Genomic DNA, 23040 nt, shown 5'->3' on the forward strand with positions numbered 1-23040 from the left:
TTATAATAGATTTAACTCATAAAACCTAAAATGGAGATACAGAATGCACTTTTTTCAAATTTTTAGTTCAAATCAGCCATTTACCTACCTAACGATTCTATTATTCCTCACATTTATCGTATTTTTAACGGCTTGGTTAAAAGAGCCACGACGACTTTTTAATGGGATTTTATTTACAACCTTCATTTTAATACTTGGAATTTGGTTTACAGTGTTAATCATTGCTACCAATTTGCAGATTCTAATTAATATTTACATTGTTGTACTGGCGCTTTTTGTAACGATTATCGTTTTGATGGCTGCTTTTTCCTGGCTCTTCTTTTTATGGAATGCTTATTTTGTTTGGCAACGCGAAAGCCACACATTGCCTAATTTGTTAACCCTCTTTATTGGTCTAGCTTTAATTATTGTTTGGGCGATTGCATTAATTGGCCCATTTAAAGCTGCACCAAATTGGCTAAAAGCCTTGCTTTACGCTACACCAGCTGTCGTTTTGTATTTATTACTGGTTGCTTACAACTTTCTGGTGAACTTAGCACTCTACCAACTTGTACCACGGCAGTATAATCAAGACTACCTAATCGTTTTGGGTGCTGGACTATATAACGGTGAGACAGTGACACCCCTACTTGCCAGCCGCATTAACCGAGCAATTCAATTTGCGCAAAAACAGGTTGCCAAGGGACGAAAAATGCCTAAATTAATTATGTCTGGTGGTCAAGGCAAAGACGAAAAAATCTCTGAAGCTCAAGCGATGACAGAATATGCTTTAGCCCGTGGTATTGCACCTGACAACATTCTGCGCGAAGATAAATCTCAGAATACGTATCAGAACATGCTTTTTTCAGCAAAAGTAGCGGCCAAGGACTATGGCAGTGATAATTATCGGGCTAAATTTTTTAGTAATAATTATCATATTTTTCGGGCTTCTCTTTTTGCCCGAGCTGCTGGACTAAACGCTAACGGTGTCGGCTCATATACCAGGTTTTACTTCTTACCCAACGCCATTGTACGCGAATTTGCCGGTGTGCTTGTAATGAACAAAAAACGCCACTTAATAGTTATTACATTAATATTGGTAGCATTTATTCTGTTGGCACTTTTTACTGGCTTGAGTCCGGCTCAAAACTAAAGCACACTGCTATTTTGAAAGCTTAAAATCATCTTAATTTTAGGCTTTCAAGCTAGCTACTTTTTTTCATCAATGTTAAACTGATTTTTATTATTACTTTATTAAAGAAACGGACAATTTTATATGCTGCAATTAAAAGATTTACGCAAATCCTACCACGTAGGTGATACCGTCACACATGCACTTAATGATGTTTCGATTTCATTTCGTAATCAAGAATTTGTCGCCATTTTAGGACCGAGTGGTTCCGGAAAAACAACCATGCTAAACGTTATTGGCGGCCTTGACCGTTATGATTCTGGTGACTTAATTATCAATGGTAAATCAACCAAAAATTTTAAAGAAACGGATTGGGATGCATACCGTAACAACTCTGTTGGTTTTGTCTTCCAAAATTACAATCTAATCTCGCACCTCTCAATCATCGCCAACGTCGAATTGGGAATGAATTTATCTGGTGTCCCCGCTAGTGAACGCCATAAACGCGCAATTGAGGCCTTAACACAAGTTGGTCTGAAAGAACATATTAACAAAAAGCCCAATCAGTTATCCGGGGGGCAAATGCAACGGGTGGCAATTGCGCGAGCACTAGCTAATAATCCTGATATTTTACTCTGTGATGAACCAACTGGAGCCCTTGATACTGAAACTTCTGAGCAAATCATGCAGCTAATTAAGCGGGTTGCCAAAGATCGCTTAGTAATTATGGTGACGCACAACCCTAAATTAGCTGAGGAATATGCTTCTAGAATTGTTAAATTCCAAGATGGTAAAATTCTCAACGATTCTGACCCTTATGAGCCCAAAAATGAGCAAGATACGTTTAAACTTAAACGCACTAAAATGTCTTATTGGAACGCAATTAAATTGAGTTTTACAAATATTATGACTAAAAAAGGCCGCACGACACTGACAGCTTTTGCATCAAGTATCGGGATCATTTCAATTGCCATCGTTTTAGCGCTATCCAACGGTTTTCAAAAGCAAATTGATACCACAATGAGCAAGGCGTTAGCTAAGTATCCTGTTTCAATTAGCCAAACGGCAACCAACGCATCAAGCACTAAAAACGATGATTCTGATAAAAATGTCAAGAATCGCGGCTATATTACGGCCAAAGAAAGTGAACTGCAGTCATCTACGCACCAAAATAAAATTACGCCTGCATATATTGACTACGTGAAAAAGATTAATCCTGACTACGCTAATAATATTTCTTACCAACGCGGCGTTAATCTCAACTTACTGGCTAAAGATGGTCAAAAAATTAAACGAGTTAAATTCTCAACAATTGCTACTAGTGCACAGGAATCCGCATTAGCAGAAGTTCAAGAAAGCAGCGGTTTCGGTTCAGCCGTTTTCCCAACCACTCTTAAATCAGGAAAAACTTCATTCCTGAAAGATAATTATCAATTACTTAATGGTTCCTGGCCCAAGAAGGCAACCGACTTAATCCTGGTAACCAACAATAAGGACACTGTTAATATCAACGTCTTTAAGAACTTAGGTTTCAAAATTAAGAACGGTGAAAAGTTGCCGTTCAACAAGTTGCTTGGCAAAGAATACAAAATAATTGATAACGACGATTACTACCAAAAATTGCCAACAGGAATGTTTATTCCACAAAAAGCTGACACAACAATGTACAACAACAGTAAAACTACGCTACGAGTAGTCGGCATTATTCGACCAAAGAACAAAGATTCACTCGCCCTACTTTCTCCTGGAATTACCTATAGTGACCAGCTAACGCAACACATCATCAAGTCCAATCAAAATTCTGCAATTGTGAGAGCACAAAAGAAATCTAAGCAGAATGTTATGACTGGACAAAATATGAGTACAGCCGAAAAGAAGCAGATGATGCAAGCTATTGGTGGTTCAACTTTGCCAATGGGTATTATGATTTATCCAAATGACTTTAATTCAAAAGATAAAGTCTTAGATTACCTGGATAAATGGAACAAAGGTAAGAATAAGAAAAACAAAATCATTTATACTGATATGTCGAGTGCTGTTACATCAATGACAGGTGGTTTGCTCAACGGAATTACCACAGTTCTTGTAGCCTTTGCCGCAATTTCATTAGTTACATCGATGATTATGATTGGGATTTTAACTTATACTTCCGTTCTTGAGCGAACTAAAGAAATCGGTGTGCTCAAAGCTCTAGGAGCTCGGAAGAAAGATATTACCCGTGTTTTCGATGCCGAGACATTTATTTTGGGTGTCTTCTCAGGAGTCTTAGGAATTATTATCGCCTACCTATTAACCTTCCCAATTAACAGCATCTTGTACAATATCACCGATTTAACAAACGTAGCTCAACTTAATCCAATTCATGCATTAATTTTGATCATCATTTCAACGATTTTGACTCTGCTTGGCGGCCATCTTCCAGCACGAATGGCAGCTAAAAAGGACGCAGCAATTGCATTAAGAAGTGAATAATTTTAGTAATTTAAAGTTATGTTCCATGTGTAACAATGGTCATAACTTTTTTGCTAGTTAATTTTAATAAAGAATACAGCAATGAATAAACAAGAAAAAACACAACTCCAACGTTATTTAGATAAAAATGGCTTTGTTAAAGCCTGGCCCGGAAAAGCCCATAAACGTCAGCTGATTTTACAATATTTAGCCAGTAAATTTGAAGCTAACAAAAAGTATTCAGAACCTGAAGTCAATTTGATTTTACGCAAATATATCGATGATTACGTTACTCGTAGACGCGATCTGGTCGAGGCTCACTTATTAGAGCGGACAGATGACGGCGTTAGTTATTGGCTTAAATCCAGAAAATAAAATTATTTTTTTAGCTCCTTTTTAGGTTGACAAATTGGCATATACCAATTTATAATTAATTTATCAAATCTAGGAGGAGCAACTATGAAAATAATTACCACAACCAACAATGTCCAAGGCGGCGTTGAAGCCTTCAAAATTTTTAAGCATGAAATTGAAAATGGCGCTAAGGTGCTAGGACTTGCCACTGGCTCTACCCCAGTAACTTTATACCAAGAATTAGCAGCTAGTAGCCTTGATACCAGTAACTTAATCAGCATTAACTTGGACGAATACGTCGGTTTAACTCCTGATAACGACCAAAGTTACCACTACTTTATGCAACAGCACCTCTTTGCTAAGAAGCCATTTAAGAAAACTTACATTCCTGATGGTATTAAGGCAATTAACGATCCTGAAGGCGCTGCTGTCGATTACGATAAAATCATTGCTGAAAATCCAATCGATGTGCAACTTTTAGGGATTGGTCAAAATGGTCACATTGCCTTTAACGAGCCTGGAACCTCTTTTGATTCAACCACTCATGAAGTAACATTAACCGAAAACACAATCAAGGCAAATTCTCGTTTCTTCAGTAATATTGATGATGTACCAAAATCTGCTATTTGTATGGGCATTGCCAACATTATGTCAGCCAAGAAAATTGTAATTATGGCTTTTGGTGCTAACAAAGCTAAGGCAATTAAAGCAATGATTTCCGGACCTGTAATAGAAGACGTACCTGCATCTATCTTGCAAAAGCATCCTGACGTAACAGTGATTGTTGACTCAGCTGCTGCAAGTGAACTAAATAAATAATTCAAATTTAACAAGCACTGTATTAATTACAGTGTTTTTTTATGCTCAAAATTGGATAAAAAATATACTTATTGGTGCATATTATTAACCAATAAAATATTCAAGGTCTATGATAAGTTTAGCTACTCAAAGGACGTGATAAATTGAAGCAAAGTAAAAAATGGCTATTAATATTATGTGCAATACTCCTATTGCCCTTGCCAGTCTATCTTTTATGGCAAAATTGTAACTTGTGGAAAAAATATTTACAGCTGAAATTACCATCAATTGGTACCCTTAACCCAATATTTACTTGGTATTTAATTGCCATTAGCATCATTATGATTGTTATTTTAATTATTAGTTTGTTGATTTTGCTTTTTTGGCCAGTACAAAGCAGTTTTCACCTGATTCCAAAACAAAGTGGTCAAGTGAAAGTCACCAACAAAGCTGTTAATGGCTTTGTCTTAAGCTCACTAAAAAGCCTCCCTTACCTAAACAACGCTAAGGTTGATTCTAAATTAACTAAGCACCATATTAAAATTAGTGTGAGCGGTGATCTTGGAGCTGGAGAAAATGTCGCCAATTTACTTGAAGACTATCTTCAAAAAATAAAAGTTGATCTTAAGCAACTACTAGGAATTGAGCAGAAGCCAAAAATCAGAATTAAGTTTACTAACTATCACGATGGTGAAAAGCCTGAAAAGCGCGTTCAGTAAAGGAGGTTAAAATGAAAGACATCTTGCAAAATCACCTTCCAGAAATAAGTGGCGCGATCATTGGTCTACTTTTAGCTTTTTGTTTTTTGGGATTAGGCTTTTTTAAGACAATTTTTGTAATCGTAATGTTAATTTGTGGCCTAATAGTCGGGCACTTTTGGCCAATACTCAAGAAGCTAATGAATAAGTAATTTATAAAGGAGATTTTAACATGGCACAAACAAATTCAAATCAAAAAATTAAAGGCGAGCTAAAATACGATTCTAAAGTAATCCAGAAAATTATTGGCATTGCCTTATCAGACATCAAAGGACTGTTAACTGTTGACGGCGGCTTTTTCTCTAATTTAACCGATAAAATTGTTAATAATAATGATGTTACGACTGGCGTTAATGTAGAAGTTGGTAAAACTCAAGTTGCCGTTGATATTGATATTGTTGCAGAATACGGCGTACAAATCACAAAATTATACGATCAAATCAAAGAGAAGATTTACAACAAAGTCAAAGAAATGACAGGGCTTGATACTGTTGAAGTTAACGTCACTGTTGTTGACATTAAAACTCAGGAACAACATCAAAAAGATTCTGTCAGCTTGCAAGATCGTATTACAGGTGTAACCAAAGATACTAAAGAAAAAATTGATGATCAAAAAGATAGTAAACAAACAGAAGCCAAAGAAGGCCGCGTAAAATAATTTACTTCTAACTAAGAAGGGCAGTGATTATATCACTGTCCTTTTTTTATTTCCCGGGAAATAATTATTTAATTACAATAGTGCAATAATTCTCTGCTTGCTCTTTTAAAACAGTTTCACCATAATTTATTTATAAATATGGAGGAAAGAAAAATGAAATTTGGTGAGCATTTAAAGCAGGCACGAATTACGCGTCATCTAACTCAAGAAGAGGTCGCCGAAAAGTTCTTCATTAGCAGACAAACAATTTCTAGCTGGGAAAATGAAAAGACTTATCCTGACATGGCTAGTTTAATTAAACTAAGTGACTATTACCAGATTTCACTTGATACCCTCTTAAAGGAGGATTCTGGTATGCGTGAATATCTAGAGAAAAAGAATGTTGCTCAAGAATTAAGGAATATCCAAAAATATTTAAGATTAATAGAATCAATAATATTAGTTGTTTGTTTAGCTGAGATACTTGATATTATTAAGCTTCATGGCTTTTTCCTACTGCTTATATTAATTCAAATTCCTTTAACAAAGGCTATTAGACATATCAATAATTTTAACAAGTCAAATAATTTAGGGATCGAATCAAAGTATCACAGTTTCTTTAAAAAGCATAGTTGGCTAGGATATCTTGTTTTTTTAATACTGGCAATGATGCAATTAGGCGTCAACCTATTACATGATCCAAAATCCGAGTATCTTACAGACATCATTGGAGAACTTATAGTAATACTAATATATTTTGGGCTTATTTATAAACTTGAAAAAAAGCATAATTATTAATATTTAGAATCGAGATCAATCATGTTTTCAAAGTCAACTATTAAAAAATGGCATTTTTGCCAAACGTTATTCCAATTAATTATTTTATTAGGAATTCTTATTTTAGGACTTATTCGGCATCATTTTTTATTGTCACATAAAGCTGTGGCATCATGTGTATTTTTACTAATTTTGATGATTTTTATCTGTTTACAATTTACATTATTAAAAAATGACCTCAATCCTAATAGTCACCTAGTGCAATTTAACAATTATTGGGAAAGTCTCAACATCACATTTTCCCTACAACTTACACTCTATTTATTAATCAAACTACTAAGTAGATATCACATTCTAAACAGTACCTTTTGGATTGCATTATTTACCCTTTATTCACTTATCATGTACATTCCAATGGCTAAGCTTGCGCTATGTAAAGTCAAAAATGTTTGGGGTAGAATTTTATTTTTAGCCTTCATCATGTTTTCACTTTTGCTATCTGCACCAGATACATTTATAGATGCTAAAAAGCCTGCACATTGGTTGCTAACTCTTAATCAGTCTGGATTTAGTGGTGCGATCATTTTTGCAATCATTATGTTAATTGTCATGCACGATTGGGGATTCCAAACGCCACACTTGCGAATTAGTAAACGAGCTTCAAAAACAATTATTGGAATTATCTTTTTGTTCATCATTGTTAGATGCTTATTTAATGGTTTCAATGTTAGTGAATCTTGGACAAGTATTTTAACTTCTTGGGATTTTCATTTAGCAAAATCTATAGCTATTCCATTTTTTAATTCTCTTGAAGCTGGACTTGCTGAAGAATGGTTAATGCGTTTCTGTATTTTAAGTTTATTACTACGTTACTTCCAAAATTCTCACAGCCAAATTCTGTGGTCTGTTCTATGTGATGGCTTAATTTTTGGCTCATGGCATATAACAAATTTAGCTGCACAGTCTGCTTCTGCCACATTGGAGCAAATGCTTTTTGCTTGTTGCTCTGGATTTGTTTTTGCGGCAATTTATTTATATTCCGACTCTATCTTAATTAGCATAGGCTACCATGCACTATTTGATGCTGCAGCAGCTATCACAACAGGTTCCCTAATTATGTTTTCACCTTCCACTTTCGATTGGCAAATAACAATTTTCCTAGCAGTCATTGACATTATTTTTGCCTATTTCCTAATTTCTGGTTCCAGAAAAGATACAATTATATCCAACTTAAAACATAGGAAATTATACATTTAGGAGATTAAAAATATGAAATTTGGTGAGCACTTGAAGCAGGCAAGAATTACGCATCATTTAACTCAAGAAGAAGTCGCTGAAAAATTCTTCATAAGCAGACAGACAATTTCTAGCTGGGAAAATGAAAAGACTTATCCAGATATTGTTACACTAATTAAATTAAGCGACTTCTACCAAATCTCACTTGATACCCTATTGAAGGAGGACACAGGTATGAAAGAATATTTAGAAAAAAAGAATGTAATTACAAAATTAAAACCAATTAAGTGGTGTCTAACAGTAATTGGCCTGATATTAATTGCTTTTTGGTTAGTCAGCCTCAGTTACTCCAACCTTTTCATTCTGTTAGCATTAGTAATCACGATTTTTGTCATCACAGCTTTAGCAAGACTAAATGAACTCGATCAAGCAAATTCTCTAAACTTAAAATATAATTGGCAAAAATATTTTGATGAACATCCCAAAATTAATTATCTTGTTTTCACAATTATATTAATTTTAGCGATTAGCTTGATTATTTACCAACTTCAAAATATTAATTTTAATAGTGCAACTATATCAGGCACATCCGAATCAGCAGGTGAAAACTTCGGCTATATCATAGGTTACGTCTTTGGCGATTTAACACATCGCCTACTATCTGTTGTACTTGTTATTGAACTTTATAAACAATGCGTTGAATAAATTTATTTTAATAAATACACGATGTTTTATGCATGGCAAGCTATAATAAAAGAAAAAATATTAGGAGGTTACTCTATGAAATTAACTAAAAAAACGATGCTAGTATCAACTAGCATTAGTCTTGTTACTAGTTTTGGCATTGGCAGGCTTAATCCCTTGCATTCCACCAATGCAGACACAGAAAATAACTACCATGACAATACAGCTTATTGCAACTATCATAATCATTATAAAGACTCATCATACTGCTATAATCAGCGTAGTGCACATCGCGTAAATTCTAGTAATTACCGTTGTTCTAATGGTTGTTGGTAATTTATAAAAAGCTTAGCAAATTTTGCTAAGCTATTTTTGTTACATGTGAAACAACAGTTAACTAATTGACAAAATTACCTATCATCTAGTACTAGATTTACACTTTTTTATTGTCAAGCATCTAACAAGTACGATATAATTATATTGAAAAAATAAATATTTTATTATCAAACATAGGGAGCTTATACTATGAACAAAATTACAAAAGTTTTAGGCTTATCAGTTGCAGCATTAAGCCTTGCAGGTGGTATTTTTACCACAAACGAAGTTAATGCCAAAACTACTAAAACACTCATTACTAATAAAAAAGCTGTTAAAAAGACCTCTAAGAAGAAAGCCAAGGGTACGAAATATGGCTTCAAAAAAGCTTTTGTCTTCTCAAAAGACTTACAAGGTAAATGGTACAGTAACAACAATTTGACCCCTGACCCACTTGAAATTGGCAAATCAACGTTAGTTCTTCCATATACTGGTAAAAAGGCTAAAGCCGTAGTCATCGGCAAGGTTAAGGGAACTAACAAATACACATGGCAAATGAGTGGTAATTGGAAGTTAAAGCACGCTAAAGCTTTTGCTAACGTAATGCGCGGCTCATATAAGACCATTGATAAGACTAAATGGACGATTCTTAGTCCAGTCGACGAAAAGTCAGTTACTTCTGGCTTTGCTTATACTGTCAAGGATGAAAAGATTGACGATAAGACTGGCGAAACCATCAAAGTTGTTTTTGAAGCAAGACCTGATGATGGTAAGGTAATCAACCAATACTTTACAAGTAAGGATTTAGCTAATAAGTATACTGCAACTAAGTTTGCTGACATGACTTATTCAGACATCAACCCAAGATAAGATTATTTTTAATAAAAAAACGAGTAAGGAAATTTTCTTACTCGTTTTTTGTGTTTCACATGTAACATTTATTGCAAAGCAATATACTATATAAGAATACATTTTTAACAAATTAAATTTTTTTGCTCTTCAATATACAAAATCACTTGACAATCATGTAACCATTTTAATTAACTTTTTCCTTGTTTTACCCCTACATCTCGTATTAAACTTATTAAGTATCAATATGTTGTATTTAAGAAAGAACGTGATTCAAGTTATTGTTTTAAGCGGGCCAATTGGAGCCGGTAAATCCAGTTTAACCAGTATTTTAGCTGAACATCTAGGTACTCAAGCCTTCTATGAGGGAGTTGACAGCAATCCTGTTCTTCCCCTGTACTACAAGGACATGAAGCGATATACGTTTTTGCTCAATATTTACTTGCTCAACCATCGGATAGCACAGATTAATCAAGCAGTTAAAGAGAAAAACAGTGTTTCAGACCGTTCAATCTATGAAGATGCTCTCTTTTTCAAAATGAACGCAGACAGTAATGTCGCTGATCCAACAGAATTTAAGATTTACGACGGCTTGCTCGAAAACATGATGGAAGATACTCCTGGTAATCCAAGTAAAAAGCCGGATCTACTCATTTACATTCATGTGTCGCTAGAAACAATGCTTAAACGCATTAAAAAGCGCGGTCGCTCTTATGAACAAATCAGTGCAGATCCTAGTTTAAAGGACTACTATGCACGCCTGATTCGCTACTATGAGCCATGGTATGAAAATTACAATGCATCACCTAAAATAGCAATTGACGGCGATAAATTTGATTTCATTACTGATGAAAATGCTAAAAAAGAAGTTTTGTGGCAAATTGATGACAAATTGCGCGAACTAGGTAATTTAAAATAAAGAAGGAACGTGATGACAGTTATTGTTTTAAGCGGGCCAATTGGAGCCGGTAAATCCAGTCTAACCAGTATTTTAGCAGATTATTTAGGTACTAAGCCATTCTATGAAAGCGTCGATAACAACCCTGTTTTGCCGCTTTTTTACGCTGATCCTAAAAAATACGCCTTTTTATTACAAGTATTTTTCCTAAATACACGTTTTCGCAGTATCAAAGATGCTTTAACAGAAGACAACAATGTTCTAGATCGTTCGATTTATGAAGATGCCCTCTTCTTCCAAATGAATGCTGACATTGGTCGGGCAACTCAGGAAGAAGTAGACACTTATTATGAATTACTAAACAACATGATGAGTGAACTTACCCACATGCCAAAGAAGAATCCTGACTTGTTAGTTCACATCAATGTTTCTTATGACACAATGATCAAACGAATTCAAAAGCGTGGTCGTCCCTACGAGCAACTTAGTTACGACGCAACCCTTGAAGACTATTACAAACGGCTGTTGCGTTACTACAAGCCGTGGTATGACAAGTACGATTACTCACCTAAGATGGAAATTGATGGTGATGCTCTTGACTTTATGACCGATGAGCAAGCTCGGGCAACAGTTTTAGATCAGATTGTTGCCAAATTAAAAGAAGTCGGCAAATTACCTGAGTCCTGGGATAAGCCAACTGACATTAAGATTTCTTAATAACTTTGATCATAACTACTTGACTTATCAAATTAAGTGATTATAATTAAAGCAAAATTAAAAAGGTTATGAGCAGACTAGTAGTATTTAGGGCTTACCAGAGAGTGTCAGTTGCTGTAAAGACATAAAGTGCCTAGTATGAATCACACCTGCGAACCGTTTTTCTAAATAATGTAAGAAATTCCGGCGGTGCCGTTATCACTACAGTTTTTCATTCTTGTTAAACTGACCGAGGTTATTTATGTGAGTAAATAGCAAATTAAGGTGGAATCGCGTTAAGTCGTCCTTTTAGATAGAAATTATCCAAAAGGACGGCTTTTTTCTTACAAATTAAGAAATTCCGGTAGTCCCGTTATCACTACAGTTATATTGCAGATGCAGTATTTAACTGATTGAGACTGTTTGCGTGAGTAAACAGTAAATTGAGGTGGAACCACGATTAAACGTCCTCTTAGACCAACGTCTAAGGGGACGTTTTTATTATATAAGGAGAATACCATGAATTACATTAACGCCATCCTGCCTTCCCTACTCCAGGGAGCACAAATGACCTTATCACTGTTTTGTTGGACACTTATTATTTCTATTCCCTTAGGAATTATTATTAGCTTAGGGCTCATCTCGCATATTAAGCCTTTGCAGCTCTTTTTAAAATTTTATGTTTGGATTATGCGTGGAACGCCATTATTATTACAATTAATTTTTGTTTTTTACGGCTTACCAATTATTGGCGTGATTTTTCAGCGCTACGATGCAGCATTATTTGCTTTTATCCTCAACTATGCAGCATATTTTGCTGAAATTTTCCGTGGAGGCTTTCAAGCCATTCCCGAAGGACAATATGAAAGTGCACGAGTTCTGCGATTAACTAAGATGCAAACATTAAAGCATATCGTTATCCCCCAAGTTGTCAAAATTGTTATTCCATCCATTGGTAACGAGGTTATCAATCTGGTTAAAGATACTTCTCTAGTATATGTTATTGGCCTTGGTGACCTCCTGAGAGCCGGCAATGTTGCCACAGCAAGAGATGTTACCTTAGTGCCACTAGTTTTAGTTGGTATTATTTACCTAGCTATGACGGGAATTGCATCTTATCTTTTAAAGAAAATTGAAAATAGTTATTCTAAATGGAAATAGTTGGAGGCGATTAGATGTTAGAACTTAAAAATATTACCAAGAAATTTGGTCAACGAACAATCTTAGATAAAGTCAATTTAACTATCCCTAGTGGACAAATTTTAGCAATCGTCGGACCTTCCGGAGCTGGTAAAACAACTTTGCTGCGCTGCTTAAGTGGTCTTGAAACTATCGACTCGGGCAGCTTTTTATGGGATGGGCAAGAATTTGATCCCGCTAATCCAACTGATAGCAGCCAAATAATCGGCGTTGTTTTCCAAGACTATCAATTATTTCCTAACTTAACTGTGCTGGAAAACATCACGTTAGCTCCAACTTTAGCACTCAAAAAAGATAAAGCAGCCGCCGAAAAGCAAGCCAAAGAACTGCTTGAACGGCTAAATTTAACTGGTAAAGAACAGCTCTATCCTGCACAACTCTCTGGTGGACAGCAACAACGAGTTGCAATTGCCCGCGCTTTAGCCATGAAACCGCAAATTCTTTGTTACGACGAACCGACTTCTGCTCTTGACCCTGCTTTACGCGGGACGGTTGCTGAAATCATTCTAAAATTAAAGCGTGAAGAGAACATGACACAAATCATTGTTACTCATGACATGGATTTTGCTAAAGAAGTTGCTGATAAAACCTTTACTGTTACCGATTTCAGCCAAAGGAGGTAGAGCTGTGAAACATAAAAATTTTCTTACCCTCATAATAATTTTCTGTTGTGGGATTTTTCTAACTGGTTGTAGCGGAGTTTCGGTTGGTAAGCGAGCCAGTCAAACCGACAATTGGCAGCGGCTAGAAAAGCGCGGCTATGTCACTATTGGCGTTGATGACACCTTTGTTCCAATGGGATTCCGCCAAAAAAATGGCCAATTAGTTGGTTATGATGTTGACCTAGCTAAGGCTGTTTTTAAGCAGTACGGCATGCGCGTGAGCTTCCAGACAATTGACTGGTCGATGAACACCACGGAACTCAAAAACGGGACCATCGACTTAATCTGGAACGGTTTTAGCAAGACTCCTGAACGCAAAGCAAAGGTCGGCTTTAGTAAAACTTACCTGTATAGCGAACAATTATTGGTAACTAAGCGTAAAAGCCACATTAATTCCTATGCGGATATGACTGGGAAAACATTAGGAGCACAAACTGGATCTTCTGGCTACAACGACATTATAAAGCAGCCAAAGTTGCTTAAAGATCGCATTAAAAATCACGACCCAGTCCTGTATGACTCCTTCACTAATGCTTTTATCGACTTAAATGCCGGTCGCATTCAGGGACTACTAATTGACAGCACTTACGCCAATTACTATATTGCACGCCAAAAACACCCAGCTGACTTTACCATAATTCACGGGCCATTTCCTAAAGATGCCTTTGGTGTTGGCATGAGAAAAAGCGATATAACTTTGCGTGAAAAAATCAATGCTGGATTGGATAAATTAGCTAAAGATGGCACACTAACCAAAATCAATCACAAATGGTTTGGCTCGGCTGCTGATACACCCTTGCTAAAGAAAAATTAATCTAACTGCTCCAAAACGTCGGCAATCCCGTCATGATTATTATCCTGCGTAATCACTTTAAATTTTGCCTTTAAATCAACTGGCGCATTAGCCATTAATACTGGATGAGCAACGGCTTCTAGCATTGCTGCATCATTATAATTATCACCAAAAGCCCAACAATCAGTTAATTTAACATTGAAATCTTCTGCCAAAATTTTAATGCCGTTACCCTTAGAAACACCGTTAATCATTACTTCAAGTAAATTTGGTGCAGATTTAACAATGTATAATTTTGGATATTTTACTTTTAATTCTACTTGTTCCTCATCTAACAACTTTGGGTCACCCATAATCAATACTTTGTGAGCACCCTTAAGCTTTTTAACCTGAGCTAGTGAGCTTAGCGTTGCTTTAACATCGACGGTCTTTTCTTCTTTTTGAACTAATTCGCAATTATTTCCCGGGAAATAGTACCAGTCATAGCCACTATAAACGTTCCAAACAGTTCCGTTATTTTTACGCTCAACATACTGACATATTTCTTCTGCCTGATCGGCAGTCATAAACTGTGAGTTTAATGGTCTGCCCATTTCATCTAAAACTAGAGCGCCATTGTAAGCAATGAGCGGGCACCTTTTCATAATTTGTCCAGCTGCTGTCATAATTCCTTGTGGCATCCGACCTGATACTGGCACAAAAATATTGCCTTTAATTACTTGTTTACGAATTGCATCCCGCGTTCTAGGTGTTACTTGCAAGTCAGAATTGATTAATGTACCGTCAATATCTGAAAAAAGTAGTTTAACCATAATTTCTCCTCAATTATTTTCTTTAACTTAGTAGTAATTAAGCTTATTTTAACGATTATTACTAGCCTTGGTCAATAACTGTTAATAGACGATAGTTACTCTTTAGTCAATTACCGGTTTTAATAATTCGTGTTTGCAATTATTTTTCAGAGTGATAGACTTTAATGGTCGAAAGTTAAATTTTAAACACGAACATTAATTTGTGGGAGAGAGATAATGAATTTTATTAAGAGTTATTTTCAGCTCGATAAATATAACACTAGCATTAAAGTGGAATTTCTTGCTGGTTTAACTACTTTTATTAGTATGTCATACATCCTTTTTGTCAATCCTAGCGTCTTAGGGGCAAGTGGCATGAACTCTGGGGCCGTTTTTACCTCAACTGCCTTGGCCAGTGCATTAGGAACAGCGATTATGGGAATTGTTGCCAATTACCCAATTGGTGAAGCTCCAGCCCTTGGAATTAACGCCTTCTTTGCCTACACAGTTTGTGTTGGCATGCATGTTTCATGGGAAACAGCGTTAGCTGCTGTTTTTGTTGCTTCAATCATCTTTATTTTAATCACTTTGTTTAAATTACGAGAAAAAATCATCAATGCCATTCCAGCTGACCTGAAATTTGCCATTTCTTCAGGTATTGGCTTGTTCATCGCCTTTTTAGGAATGCAAGATGGTGGTTTAATTATCGGTAACAAGTCAACTTTAGTCGGTTTAGGATCACTTCATGATCCAGCAGTTTGGATTACAATCTTTGGCTTGTTAATAACCGTTGTTTTAATGATTTTAAATGTACCTGGTGCTATTTTTATCGGCATGGTATTAGCTGCAATCTTTGGTGTTGCTACTGGGCAAATCCCGCTACCAACTAAAGTAATTTCAATGGCGCCAAGTATTGCACCAACCTTTGGTCAAGCAATCTTTCACGTTAAAGACATCAATTCATTGCAAATGTGGGTTGTTGTTTTAACGTTCTTACTAGTTACCTTCTTTGATACCGCTGGTACATTAATCGGACTCGCTCAACAAGCTGGATTTATGAAAGATAACAAAATGCCACGAGTTGGTAAAGCCTTAGCTTCTGACTCAACCGCGATGATGGTTGGTTCTGTCCTAGGTACTTCACCTATTGGTGCCTTTGTTGAATCCAGTGCCGGAATTGCTGTCGGTGGTAGAACTGGTTTAACTGCTGTCTTTGTCGCAATTTTCTTCTTGATTTCAATGATTTTCAGTCCACTGCTTGGATTATTTACCACTCATGTAACAGCACCCGCTTTAATTATTGTTGGTGTTCTAATGGCTCAAAACACGGCTCATATTCATTGGGATAAAATGGAAATTGCCGTACCTGCCTTTTTAATCTTGATTGGTATGCCACTAACCTACTCGATTTCTGATGGGTTAGCCCTAGGATTAATTACCTACCCAATCTGTATGGTTGCTGCTAAACGTGGCAAGGAAGTTACACCAATGATGTGGATTCTCTTCTTCGTCTTTATTTTCTTCCTCTGGGTACTTAACTTCTAATTTAATTGAAAAAATTTTATTAAAGCCAAAATCTAACAATAGATTTTGACTTTTTTGCTTCTTATAAAATAAATTTGGCTGTATCATGGAAATATAACATGATTTAGTTATATACTAGTTACATTGGTTCTTTTTAATTTAATATTTTGGAGGAAAAAATGACGACACTAGATAAAGTCTTTCATTTAAACGATGCTCATACCACTGTTAAACGCGAGTTAATCGCCGCATTAACCACGTTTGTCAGTCTCTCCTACATCCTTTTTGTTAACCCTAACATTTTACATGCAGCTGGAATCGATAAAGGTGCAGCATTTACCGTTACCGCAATTTCAATAGCTATTGGCTGTTTCATCATGGGCTTAGTTGCCAATTATCCAATTGCCTTAGCACCAACTCTTGGCAGTGCAGCCTTTTTCGCTTATAACGTCTGCGTTGGTATGCATATCAACTGGCAAACTGCATTAGCTGCTGTTCTAGTTGCATCCGTACTGTTTATCCTAATAACTGTTCTGAAATTACGGGAAATAGTTGTTGATGCAATTCCACAAGACATGAAATATGCAATTTCAGCTGGAATTGGCCTCTTCATCGCTTTTATCGGCTTGCAAAATGGTAAGTTGATTGTAAATAGTGATTCTAATCTTGTAACTTTAGGTAAATTTAATTCACCTGCTGTCTGGATTACCCTATTTGGGTTAACGCTAACTGTTATCTTAATGGCAATGAACATTCCTGGTTCCATTTTCATTGGGATGGTCGTTACCGCTGTATTTGGCATTGTAATTGGTCAAATAGCTTTACCTAAGGCTATCATTTCCAGTGCACCAAGTATTGCTCCGACCTTTGGCCAAGCAGTTTTTCATTTAAAAGACATTAATACACCGCAACTATTTATGGTTGTTCTGACCTTCTTGCTGGTTACCTTTTTTGATACTGCTGGTACCTTAATTGGAATGACTGAGCAAGCAGGAATGGTTGATAAAAACGGTAAAATTCCACGGATTGGCCGCGCATTCTTATCAGATTCTGCGGCAATGGTTGAAGGTGCTATTCTCGGAACAGCCCCACTTGGAACCTCAGTTGAATCAAGTGCTGGTATCGCCATGGGTGGTCGTACTGGATTAACTGCAATCTTTGTTGGTATTTTGTTTTTAATTAGTATGATTTTTAGTCCGCTATTAGCTGTTATTCCAACAACGGTTACTGCACCAGCATTAATTATTGTTGGTGTTCTAATGGCTGGAAATTTGAAAAAAATCAATTGGGAAAAATTCGAAATTGCTTTGCCTGCATTCCTGACAGTTGTTGGCATGCCGCTAACTTATAGTATTTCTGACGGGTTAGCACTGGGCATGATTGCTTATCCGATTACAATGATCGCTTCTAAGCAATCTAAAAAAGTCTCACCAATGATGTACGTACTATTTGTAATTTTTATCATTTTCTTTTTAGTAACCAATATGTAATTAAGTAAACTAAAAGTCACCTTTTCAGGTGGCTTTTTTTGTATCGGCAATTTTAACCGTCATATTCAACAGCCTGCAGCTGTTTTATCTTTTCATAAACTTGACCACGCTGACCAGCATCAACTTCTAAAATCAAACTATCACCATTATTGATTTTAGTCTGACCATTAGGAATTAAATCCCGACCACCACGATGAATAATTTTAACCAATGTGTGCTCCGGCCAATTAATGTCTACTATCTTTCGGTCAACCAAGTCACTATTTTCATAAACCGGAATCGTCAGCTGATCACGCTGTCCTGTTACCTGAGCTGACTTTTTCTTACCCAGCATTGCTTGTGCCAAGCTATCATAAATTGGCATCCCACCAAGCAATTCATCAACTAGCAGCGCCACAAAAGAAACTACAGCCAGCGGCATTAAGTGCAATAACGAGCCCACCATTTCCGTAATCAAAATTACGGCGGTAAATGGCGCCCGAATAATCGCTGCAAAATATCCTGCCATTGCAAAGATAATTAGGTTAATCACCAACTTTTGAGGTAATAAATGCAACTGTACCATTACTAAGCCATAAATAGCACCTATTAACGCTCCCATCGTTAAAATTGGTAAAAAGATGCCACTTGGTAGTCCCGAATCATACGAAACAATTGAAAAAACAATTCTAACCAAATAAAAAAATAGCAGCAGGCCAACCATTGACCAGCCAGTTTTGGTAATCATCTTAGGCAAACTAAGAATCAGGCGGTTACCAGGGCCAGTAATTAATGGCCAATAATATGCAATTGGAATCAATAAAGCTAGCGGAATTAGACCATACAACCAGTTGGGTAACAGCGTAATTCTCGCATATAATTTTTTGCAGCTAAATAAGCCTGTTTTATACAAATAACCTAACAATCCTAAAATAATTCCCAAAAATACCAGGTGCCAGTATAGCAAAATTGGGAACGTGTGATTATAGGACAAAGCCAACGCCACATGCTGACCAAACAAATTGGAAACGACGAAGTCGGCAACCATTGCTCCAGCCAGAGCATTGAGCCACACTCGTTGCGAAAAATTATGAAACACTTCTTCTAGGACAAACAAAGCACCACTCAGCGGAGCACCAAACGCGGCAGCTAAGCCACTAGCCGCGCCCGTTGCAATTAGGACACGGGCATTAGTTTTAGTCTGACTGCAGCCTTCGCCGACTCCTTGACCGATAGCTGCCCCTAATTGAAGAGATGGACCCTCAGGACCTAAAAACAGGCCTGTACTAATTACTAAAATTCCGCCAATTAGTTTGCGCCATAAAATTGGTAACCACTGGAGCGACAGATTTCCTTGCAATTGCAATTTAACCTCAGGAATTCCAGACCCACCAACATGAGGATATTGTTTAACAAAATAACCAGCTATGATTCCCACTAATGCCAGTCCGCAGGCAATAATGACGAGCCACCAAGCATTGCCATGTGCTAAATGAAATAATCTCAACCAAAAGGATGTCATCTTTTCAATTCCTAAGCGGAAGATACCGACAATTATGCCTGTAAGCAGTCCCACTAACAGAGCCTGCCCCAGCAATTTTATTTCTGAATGATTGCGCACAATCCTTACTCCCTTGTTTAAAGTACTCTTTCCATTGTACAACAAAAAACAGCTAAATTAATTTAGCTGTTTTTGTGTTACACGTGTAACATGATTATTTTTCTTCATACCATTCTGTATGGAAGACACCAGGACGGTCATTTCTGTAGTAAGTATGCGCACCAAAGTAATCACGTTGACCCTGAATTAGGTTAGCAGGTAAGCTTGGATTAAAAATTGATTCCAAGTAATTAAGAGCTGCACTCAAGGTTGGTGTTGGAATGCCAGCTTTAGTTGCTAATGCAATTACTTGCCGCAAAGCGTCAATGTTTTCAGCCATTAAGTCCTTGAAGTAACTATCCTCAAATAAATTATTCAGCTTTTTGCCGTTTTCATAAGCATTTTCAATATCTTTCAACATTGATGAGCGAATAATACAGCCGGCTTCCCAATCTTGGGCAATTGCTGGGTAACGCAAATCCCATTTATAAGCATCTGCGGCCATCTTCAATTGTTGGAAGCCTTGAGCATAAGCAACAGCTTGACCTAATTGCAATGCTTTACCCAAATTAGCTACTAAATCAGCTGGTACATCGCCATTCCAAGTGATTTCTTTACCAGCACGTGTTGTTGCCTTAGACATAAACCGTGCTAAAACAGCTTCAGCAATTACACTAATTGGTGTTCCTAAGCGAATTGCGTCCTCAAGCATCCAGTTACCAGTACCCTTGTATGATGCTACATTCAAGATATGGTCAATTACGTAATCAGGAGTTAATTCATCTTTTTGCTTCAAGACCTCTGCCGTAATTTCACTTAAATAAGCCTTAACGATTCCTTGGTTCCAATCCGTAAAGATTTGGGCCATTTCATCATTAGTTTTACCAGCAACTTTTCGTAAAATATCATAAACTTCGGAAAATTCTTGCATAATGCCGTATTCAATTCCGTTATGAACCATTTTAACATAGTGACCGCTGCCTTCAGGCCCAATAAAGCTGACACAAGGACGACCCTCAGTGTTTTTAGCAGCAATTGCTTCTAAGATAGGGGCAACTTGCTTGTAGGCTTCTTCATCGCCACCTGGCATCAAAGCTGGGCCATTCAAAGCCCCTTCTTCACCACCAGAAACACCCATTCCGATAAAGTGAATGCCGTGTTCCTGCATCTCGTGAAACCGCCGGTTAGTATCATTAAAGTTGGAGTTACCACCATCGATTAAAATATCACCCTTGTCCAATAAAGGTAATAAAGTATGTAAAGTTTCATCAACTGGGCGACCAGCAGCGATTTGAATTAAAATTTTGCGTGGTTTCTCTAATGAATTAACGAGCTCTTCCCAAGAATAAGTAGGTTTTAATTTATCGTCTTCATATTTTGCAAAAGCATCGACTTCTGGCTTGTCGATACTATAACCAGAAACTGAAAAGCCACTATTTCTGACATTTAAAGCAAGATTCTTACCCATTACAGATAAGCCAATTATTCCAAATTGTTGCATATTTTATCCTCCACTATTAAATTTAATCCCCTATTATTATACTTATAAGTATGCAAAAAAGCGAAACCTTTTTATTAGTTCCGCTTTTTATTTTTTAATATTAACGATTAATTAACATTAAGCTTCTGAAGCACCTGAAGTTGCATCGTCTTCATCTACAGGACCAAAAGCATCATCGTTAACGCCGTATTTTTCAGCAAAGTAGCTGAATGGCTTCAAACCTTGTGCTTGGTACTTCTCAACAAATGCTGGGTCGTCCAAAGTGTTCAATTCAGTTGAGTATGGCATTTCGTGAGTAAGCTTAACGTCTACTAACATTGGCTTATCAGAACTCTTCCATTCCTTAACTGCATCTTCGAATTCCTTCTTAGTACGTACAGTTACACCCTTAACGTTCATACCTTCAGCAACCTTTGCCCAGTCGTTATCTGGAAGGATAACACCTGACAATGGTTGATGTGATTGGTCTTCTTGTTCAGCTTGGATGAAACCGAGAGTTTCGTTAGTGAAGACAACATTCATAATGTGCATGTTGTAACGAGCTTGGGTCAATAATTCTTGACTCATCATTGCAAAACCACCATCACCACCAAGGTTCCAAACTTCACGGTCTGGGCAAGCAGTTGCAGCAGCTACAGCAGCTGGTGAACCAAAGCCCATAGTTGCGTACAAGCCTGAAGTTGCCCAAACTTGATTATCGTGCAAGTTCATCAAACGTTGGAAGTCAATGTTGATGTTACCAACATCAATACCAAACATTGCATCGTCTGCAGCGTACTTGTTAATAATGTCAAAGATTGGTTCACGACGAATCGGCATTTCATCTGCATCGTCAAAGCTGTGTTGCCATTCTTCCCAGTTCTTACGGTCCTCAACACCAGCTTTGTAAAGTGGTGATTCTTCACGAGCTTCACCAGCATCAATGATTGCTTGTAAAGTCTTAGCACCATCAGCCAAGATTGGAAGATCAACAGTATGACGCTTACCCAATTTTTCTGAGTCAACATCAATTTGGATCATCTTAGCCTTAGGGTTAAAGAAGTAGCTTGAGAATGGTGAGTCGTTACCAACCCATACAACCAAGTCAGCGTGAGTTTGAATGTCGTCACTTGCCTTAGGAGCACAACGACCAATTGAACCCAAGTATGCTGGAAATGCATCTTCAACGATACCCTTAGCAATAACTGATGACATAATTGGCATCTTGAACTTGTCTGAGAATGCCTTCAATACGTCACCGTGACCCTTAAGTCCCATACCAAAGTAAACTACTGGATTTGTAGCTTCTGCAATCAACTTAACTGCTTCATCAACTGATTCTTTAATTGGTGCAGCGTAGTTAGGCATAGCAGTTAATGAGTTAGCAGTAACTTGGAAGTTGTAGTCAATCTTGTCCCAACCGAAGTCTTTTGGCAAGATTAAAACTGCTGGACCCTTCTTAGCATATGCTTGACGAAGAGCTTCATCCATCATCCGTGGAATTTGGTTAGCTGCTTTAATTTGGTGGTTCCAAACAGCAACGTTGTCAAACCAAGGCTTTTCATCAAAAGCTTGGAAGAAGTTCATATCTTGACGACTAGTTGGTACGTTAGCAACGATAGCTACCATTGGGGTCTTGTCGTACTTGGCGTCGTATAAACCGTTCATCAAGTGAACAGCACCAGGTCCAGCTGAACCAAAACATACACCAACTTTACCAGTGAGCTTGTATTCAGCTGAAGCTGCTAAAGCGCCAGCTTCTTCGTGACGAACTTCGATAAACTTAAGTTTGTCTTTGAAATTAAGAATAGCATTCATAGTTGAATCGAATGAACCACCTGGATAACCAAAGATGTGGTCAATATCCCAATCAACTAATACTTGAAGCATTGCATCTGAGCCATTAATTTTTGTCATTTGAGCGTATCTCCTTCAAATAAATCACTTACATACAGTA

Annotated in this window: 22 protein-coding genes, 1 pseudogene and 1 other annotated feature; of the genes and pseudogenes, 18 read left to right on the forward strand and 5 right to left on the reverse strand. The window is 37.0% G+C overall.

Going from position 1 to position 23040, the window contains the following annotated elements; translation table 11 throughout:
* Positions 1-43 precede the first annotated feature (43 nt).
* From PT287_RS02745 to PT287_RS02790, 10 genes and pseudogenes are all read left to right on the forward strand, one after another.
* Positions 44-1132, forward strand: a complete 1089-nt coding sequence (locus tag PT287_RS02745) for an ElyC/SanA/YdcF family protein (RefSeq protein WP_277132364.1) — start codon at positions 44-46, stop codon at positions 1130-1132.
* A 123-nt stretch (positions 1133-1255) separates the two neighbouring features.
* The gene (locus PT287_RS02750; RefSeq protein WP_277132366.1) at positions 1256-3583 is read left to right on the forward strand and encodes an ABC transporter ATP-binding protein/permease; all 2328 of its coding nucleotides are present in this window, start codon (positions 1256-1258) and stop codon (positions 3581-3583) included.
* A gap of 81 nt (positions 3584-3664) precedes the next feature.
* Positions 3665-3937, forward strand: a complete 273-nt coding sequence (locus PT287_RS02755; RefSeq protein WP_277132368.1) for a DUF2087 domain-containing protein — start codon at positions 3665-3667, stop codon at positions 3935-3937.
* A gap of 84 nt (positions 3938-4021) precedes the next feature.
* Positions 4022-4735, forward strand: a complete 714-nt coding sequence (locus PT287_RS02760) for a glucosamine-6-phosphate deaminase (RefSeq protein ID WP_277132369.1) — start codon at positions 4022-4024, stop codon at positions 4733-4735.
* Positions 4736-4878: 143 nt separating this feature from the next.
* Entirely contained in the window at positions 4879-5433 is a 555-nt protein-coding gene (gene amaP / locus PT287_RS02765; RefSeq protein ID WP_277132371.1) for an alkaline shock response membrane anchor protein AmaP, read from the forward strand.
* Positions 5434-5444: 11 nt separating this feature from the next.
* A complete protein-coding gene (locus PT287_RS02770; protein WP_277132372.1) occupies positions 5445-5624 on the forward strand; it encodes a DUF2273 domain-containing protein in 180 nt (59 codons plus the stop codon).
* Positions 5625-5644: 20 nt separating this feature from the next.
* Entirely contained in the window at positions 5645-6130 is a 486-nt protein-coding gene (locus tag PT287_RS02775) for an Asp23/Gls24 family envelope stress response protein (protein WP_277132373.1), read from the forward strand.
* 153 nt (positions 6131-6283) lie between these two features.
* Positions 6284-6505: pseudogene (locus PT287_RS02780) on the forward strand (helix-turn-helix transcriptional regulator); the annotation flags it as partial.
* A gap of 423 nt (positions 6506-6928) precedes the next feature.
* Positions 6929-8143, forward strand: a complete 1215-nt coding sequence (locus PT287_RS02785) for a CPBP family intramembrane glutamic endopeptidase (RefSeq protein ID WP_277132374.1) — start codon at positions 6929-6931, stop codon at positions 8141-8143.
* Positions 8144-8155: 12 nt separating this feature from the next.
* Positions 8156-8827, forward strand: coding sequence for a helix-turn-helix domain-containing protein (locus PT287_RS02790; RefSeq protein ID WP_277132375.1), 672 nt, complete (start codon positions 8156-8158; stop codon positions 8825-8827).
* Positions 8828-8932: 105 nt separating this feature from the next.
* Here PT287_RS02790 and PT287_RS02795 read toward each other — a convergent pair whose 3' ends face one another.
* Positions 8933-9055 (reverse strand): hypothetical protein, encoded by a 123-nt coding sequence (locus tag PT287_RS02795; protein ID WP_277132376.1) that lies wholly within the window; start codon positions 9053-9055, stop codon positions 8933-8935.
* A gap of 276 nt (positions 9056-9331) precedes the next feature.
* On the opposite strand from PT287_RS02795, the gene PT287_RS02800 reads away from it, so the two are divergent.
* The 6 genes from PT287_RS02800 to PT287_RS02825 all read left to right on the forward strand — a co-directional run bounded on the left by PT287_RS02800 (position 9332) and on the right by PT287_RS02825 (position 14240).
* The gene (locus tag PT287_RS02800) at positions 9332-9991 is read left to right on the forward strand and encodes a hypothetical protein (protein WP_277132377.1); all 660 of its coding nucleotides are present in this window, start codon (positions 9332-9334) and stop codon (positions 9989-9991) included.
* 247 nt (positions 9992-10238) lie between these two features.
* On the forward strand, positions 10239-10889 hold the full coding sequence (locus PT287_RS02805; protein WP_277132378.1) for a deoxynucleoside kinase: 651 nt from the start codon (positions 10239-10241) through the stop codon (positions 10887-10889).
* Positions 10890-10901: 12 nt separating this feature from the next.
* Positions 10902-11585 carry a deoxynucleoside kinase gene (locus PT287_RS02810; RefSeq protein ID WP_277132379.1) on the forward strand — a complete coding sequence of 228 codons (684 nt, stop codon included), beginning with the start codon at positions 10902-10904 and terminating at the stop codon, positions 11583-11585.
* A 59-nt stretch (positions 11586-11644) separates the two neighbouring features.
* Positions 11645-11876: a binding site (T-box leader), on the forward strand.
* Between the two features lie 207 nt (positions 11877-12083).
* A complete protein-coding gene (locus tag PT287_RS02815; protein ID WP_277132380.1) occupies positions 12084-12725 on the forward strand; it encodes an amino acid ABC transporter permease in 642 nt (213 codons plus the stop codon).
* A 14-nt stretch (positions 12726-12739) separates the two neighbouring features.
* Positions 12740-13387 (forward strand): amino acid ABC transporter ATP-binding protein, encoded by a 648-nt coding sequence (locus tag PT287_RS02820; RefSeq protein WP_277132381.1) that lies wholly within the window; start codon positions 12740-12742, stop codon positions 13385-13387.
* Between the two features lie 4 nt (positions 13388-13391).
* Positions 13392-14240 (forward strand): amino acid ABC transporter substrate-binding protein, encoded by an 849-nt coding sequence (locus PT287_RS02825; RefSeq protein WP_277132382.1) that lies wholly within the window; start codon positions 13392-13394, stop codon positions 14238-14240.
* Here PT287_RS02825 and PT287_RS02830 read toward each other — a convergent pair.
* Positions 14237-15034: a Cof-type HAD-IIB family hydrolase gene (locus PT287_RS02830; RefSeq protein WP_277132470.1), complete on the reverse strand. Its 798-nt coding sequence runs from the start codon at positions 15032-15034 to the stop codon at positions 14237-14239. The genes PT287_RS02825 and PT287_RS02830 overlap by 4 nt on opposite strands.
* A 213-nt stretch (positions 15035-15247) precedes the next feature.
* Here PT287_RS02830 and PT287_RS02835 point away from each other — a divergent pair, with 213 nt between their 5' ends.
* Positions 15248-16555 (forward strand): NCS2 family permease, encoded by a 1308-nt coding sequence (locus tag PT287_RS02835; RefSeq protein WP_277132383.1) that lies wholly within the window; start codon positions 15248-15250, stop codon positions 16553-16555.
* Between the two features lie 158 nt (positions 16556-16713).
* Positions 16714-18024: an NCS2 family permease gene (locus tag PT287_RS02840; protein WP_277132384.1), complete on the forward strand. Its 1311-nt coding sequence runs from the start codon at positions 16714-16716 to the stop codon at positions 18022-18024.
* 52 nt (positions 18025-18076) lie between these two features.
* Here PT287_RS02840 and PT287_RS02845 read toward each other — a convergent pair whose 3' ends face one another.
* The 3 genes from PT287_RS02845 to spxB form a co-directional block, all read right to left on the reverse strand.
* Positions 18077-19624, reverse strand: coding sequence for a ClC family H(+)/Cl(-) exchange transporter (locus tag PT287_RS02845; RefSeq protein ID WP_277132385.1), 1548 nt, complete (start codon positions 19622-19624; stop codon positions 18077-18079).
* Between the two features lie 94 nt (positions 19625-19718).
* Positions 19719-21104: an NADP-dependent phosphogluconate dehydrogenase gene (gene gndA, locus PT287_RS02850; RefSeq protein ID WP_277132386.1), complete on the reverse strand. Its 1386-nt coding sequence runs from the start codon at positions 21102-21104 to the stop codon at positions 19719-19721.
* Between the two features lie 117 nt (positions 21105-21221).
* Entirely contained in the window at positions 21222-23000 is a 1779-nt protein-coding gene (gene spxB / locus PT287_RS02855; protein WP_277132387.1) for a pyruvate oxidase, read from the reverse strand.
* Positions 23001-23040 lie beyond the last annotated feature (40 nt).

This window comes from Lactobacillus sp. ESL0679, from assembly GCF_029433515.1.
GTDB lineage: Bacteria > Bacillota > Bacilli > Lactobacillales > Lactobacillaceae > Lactobacillus.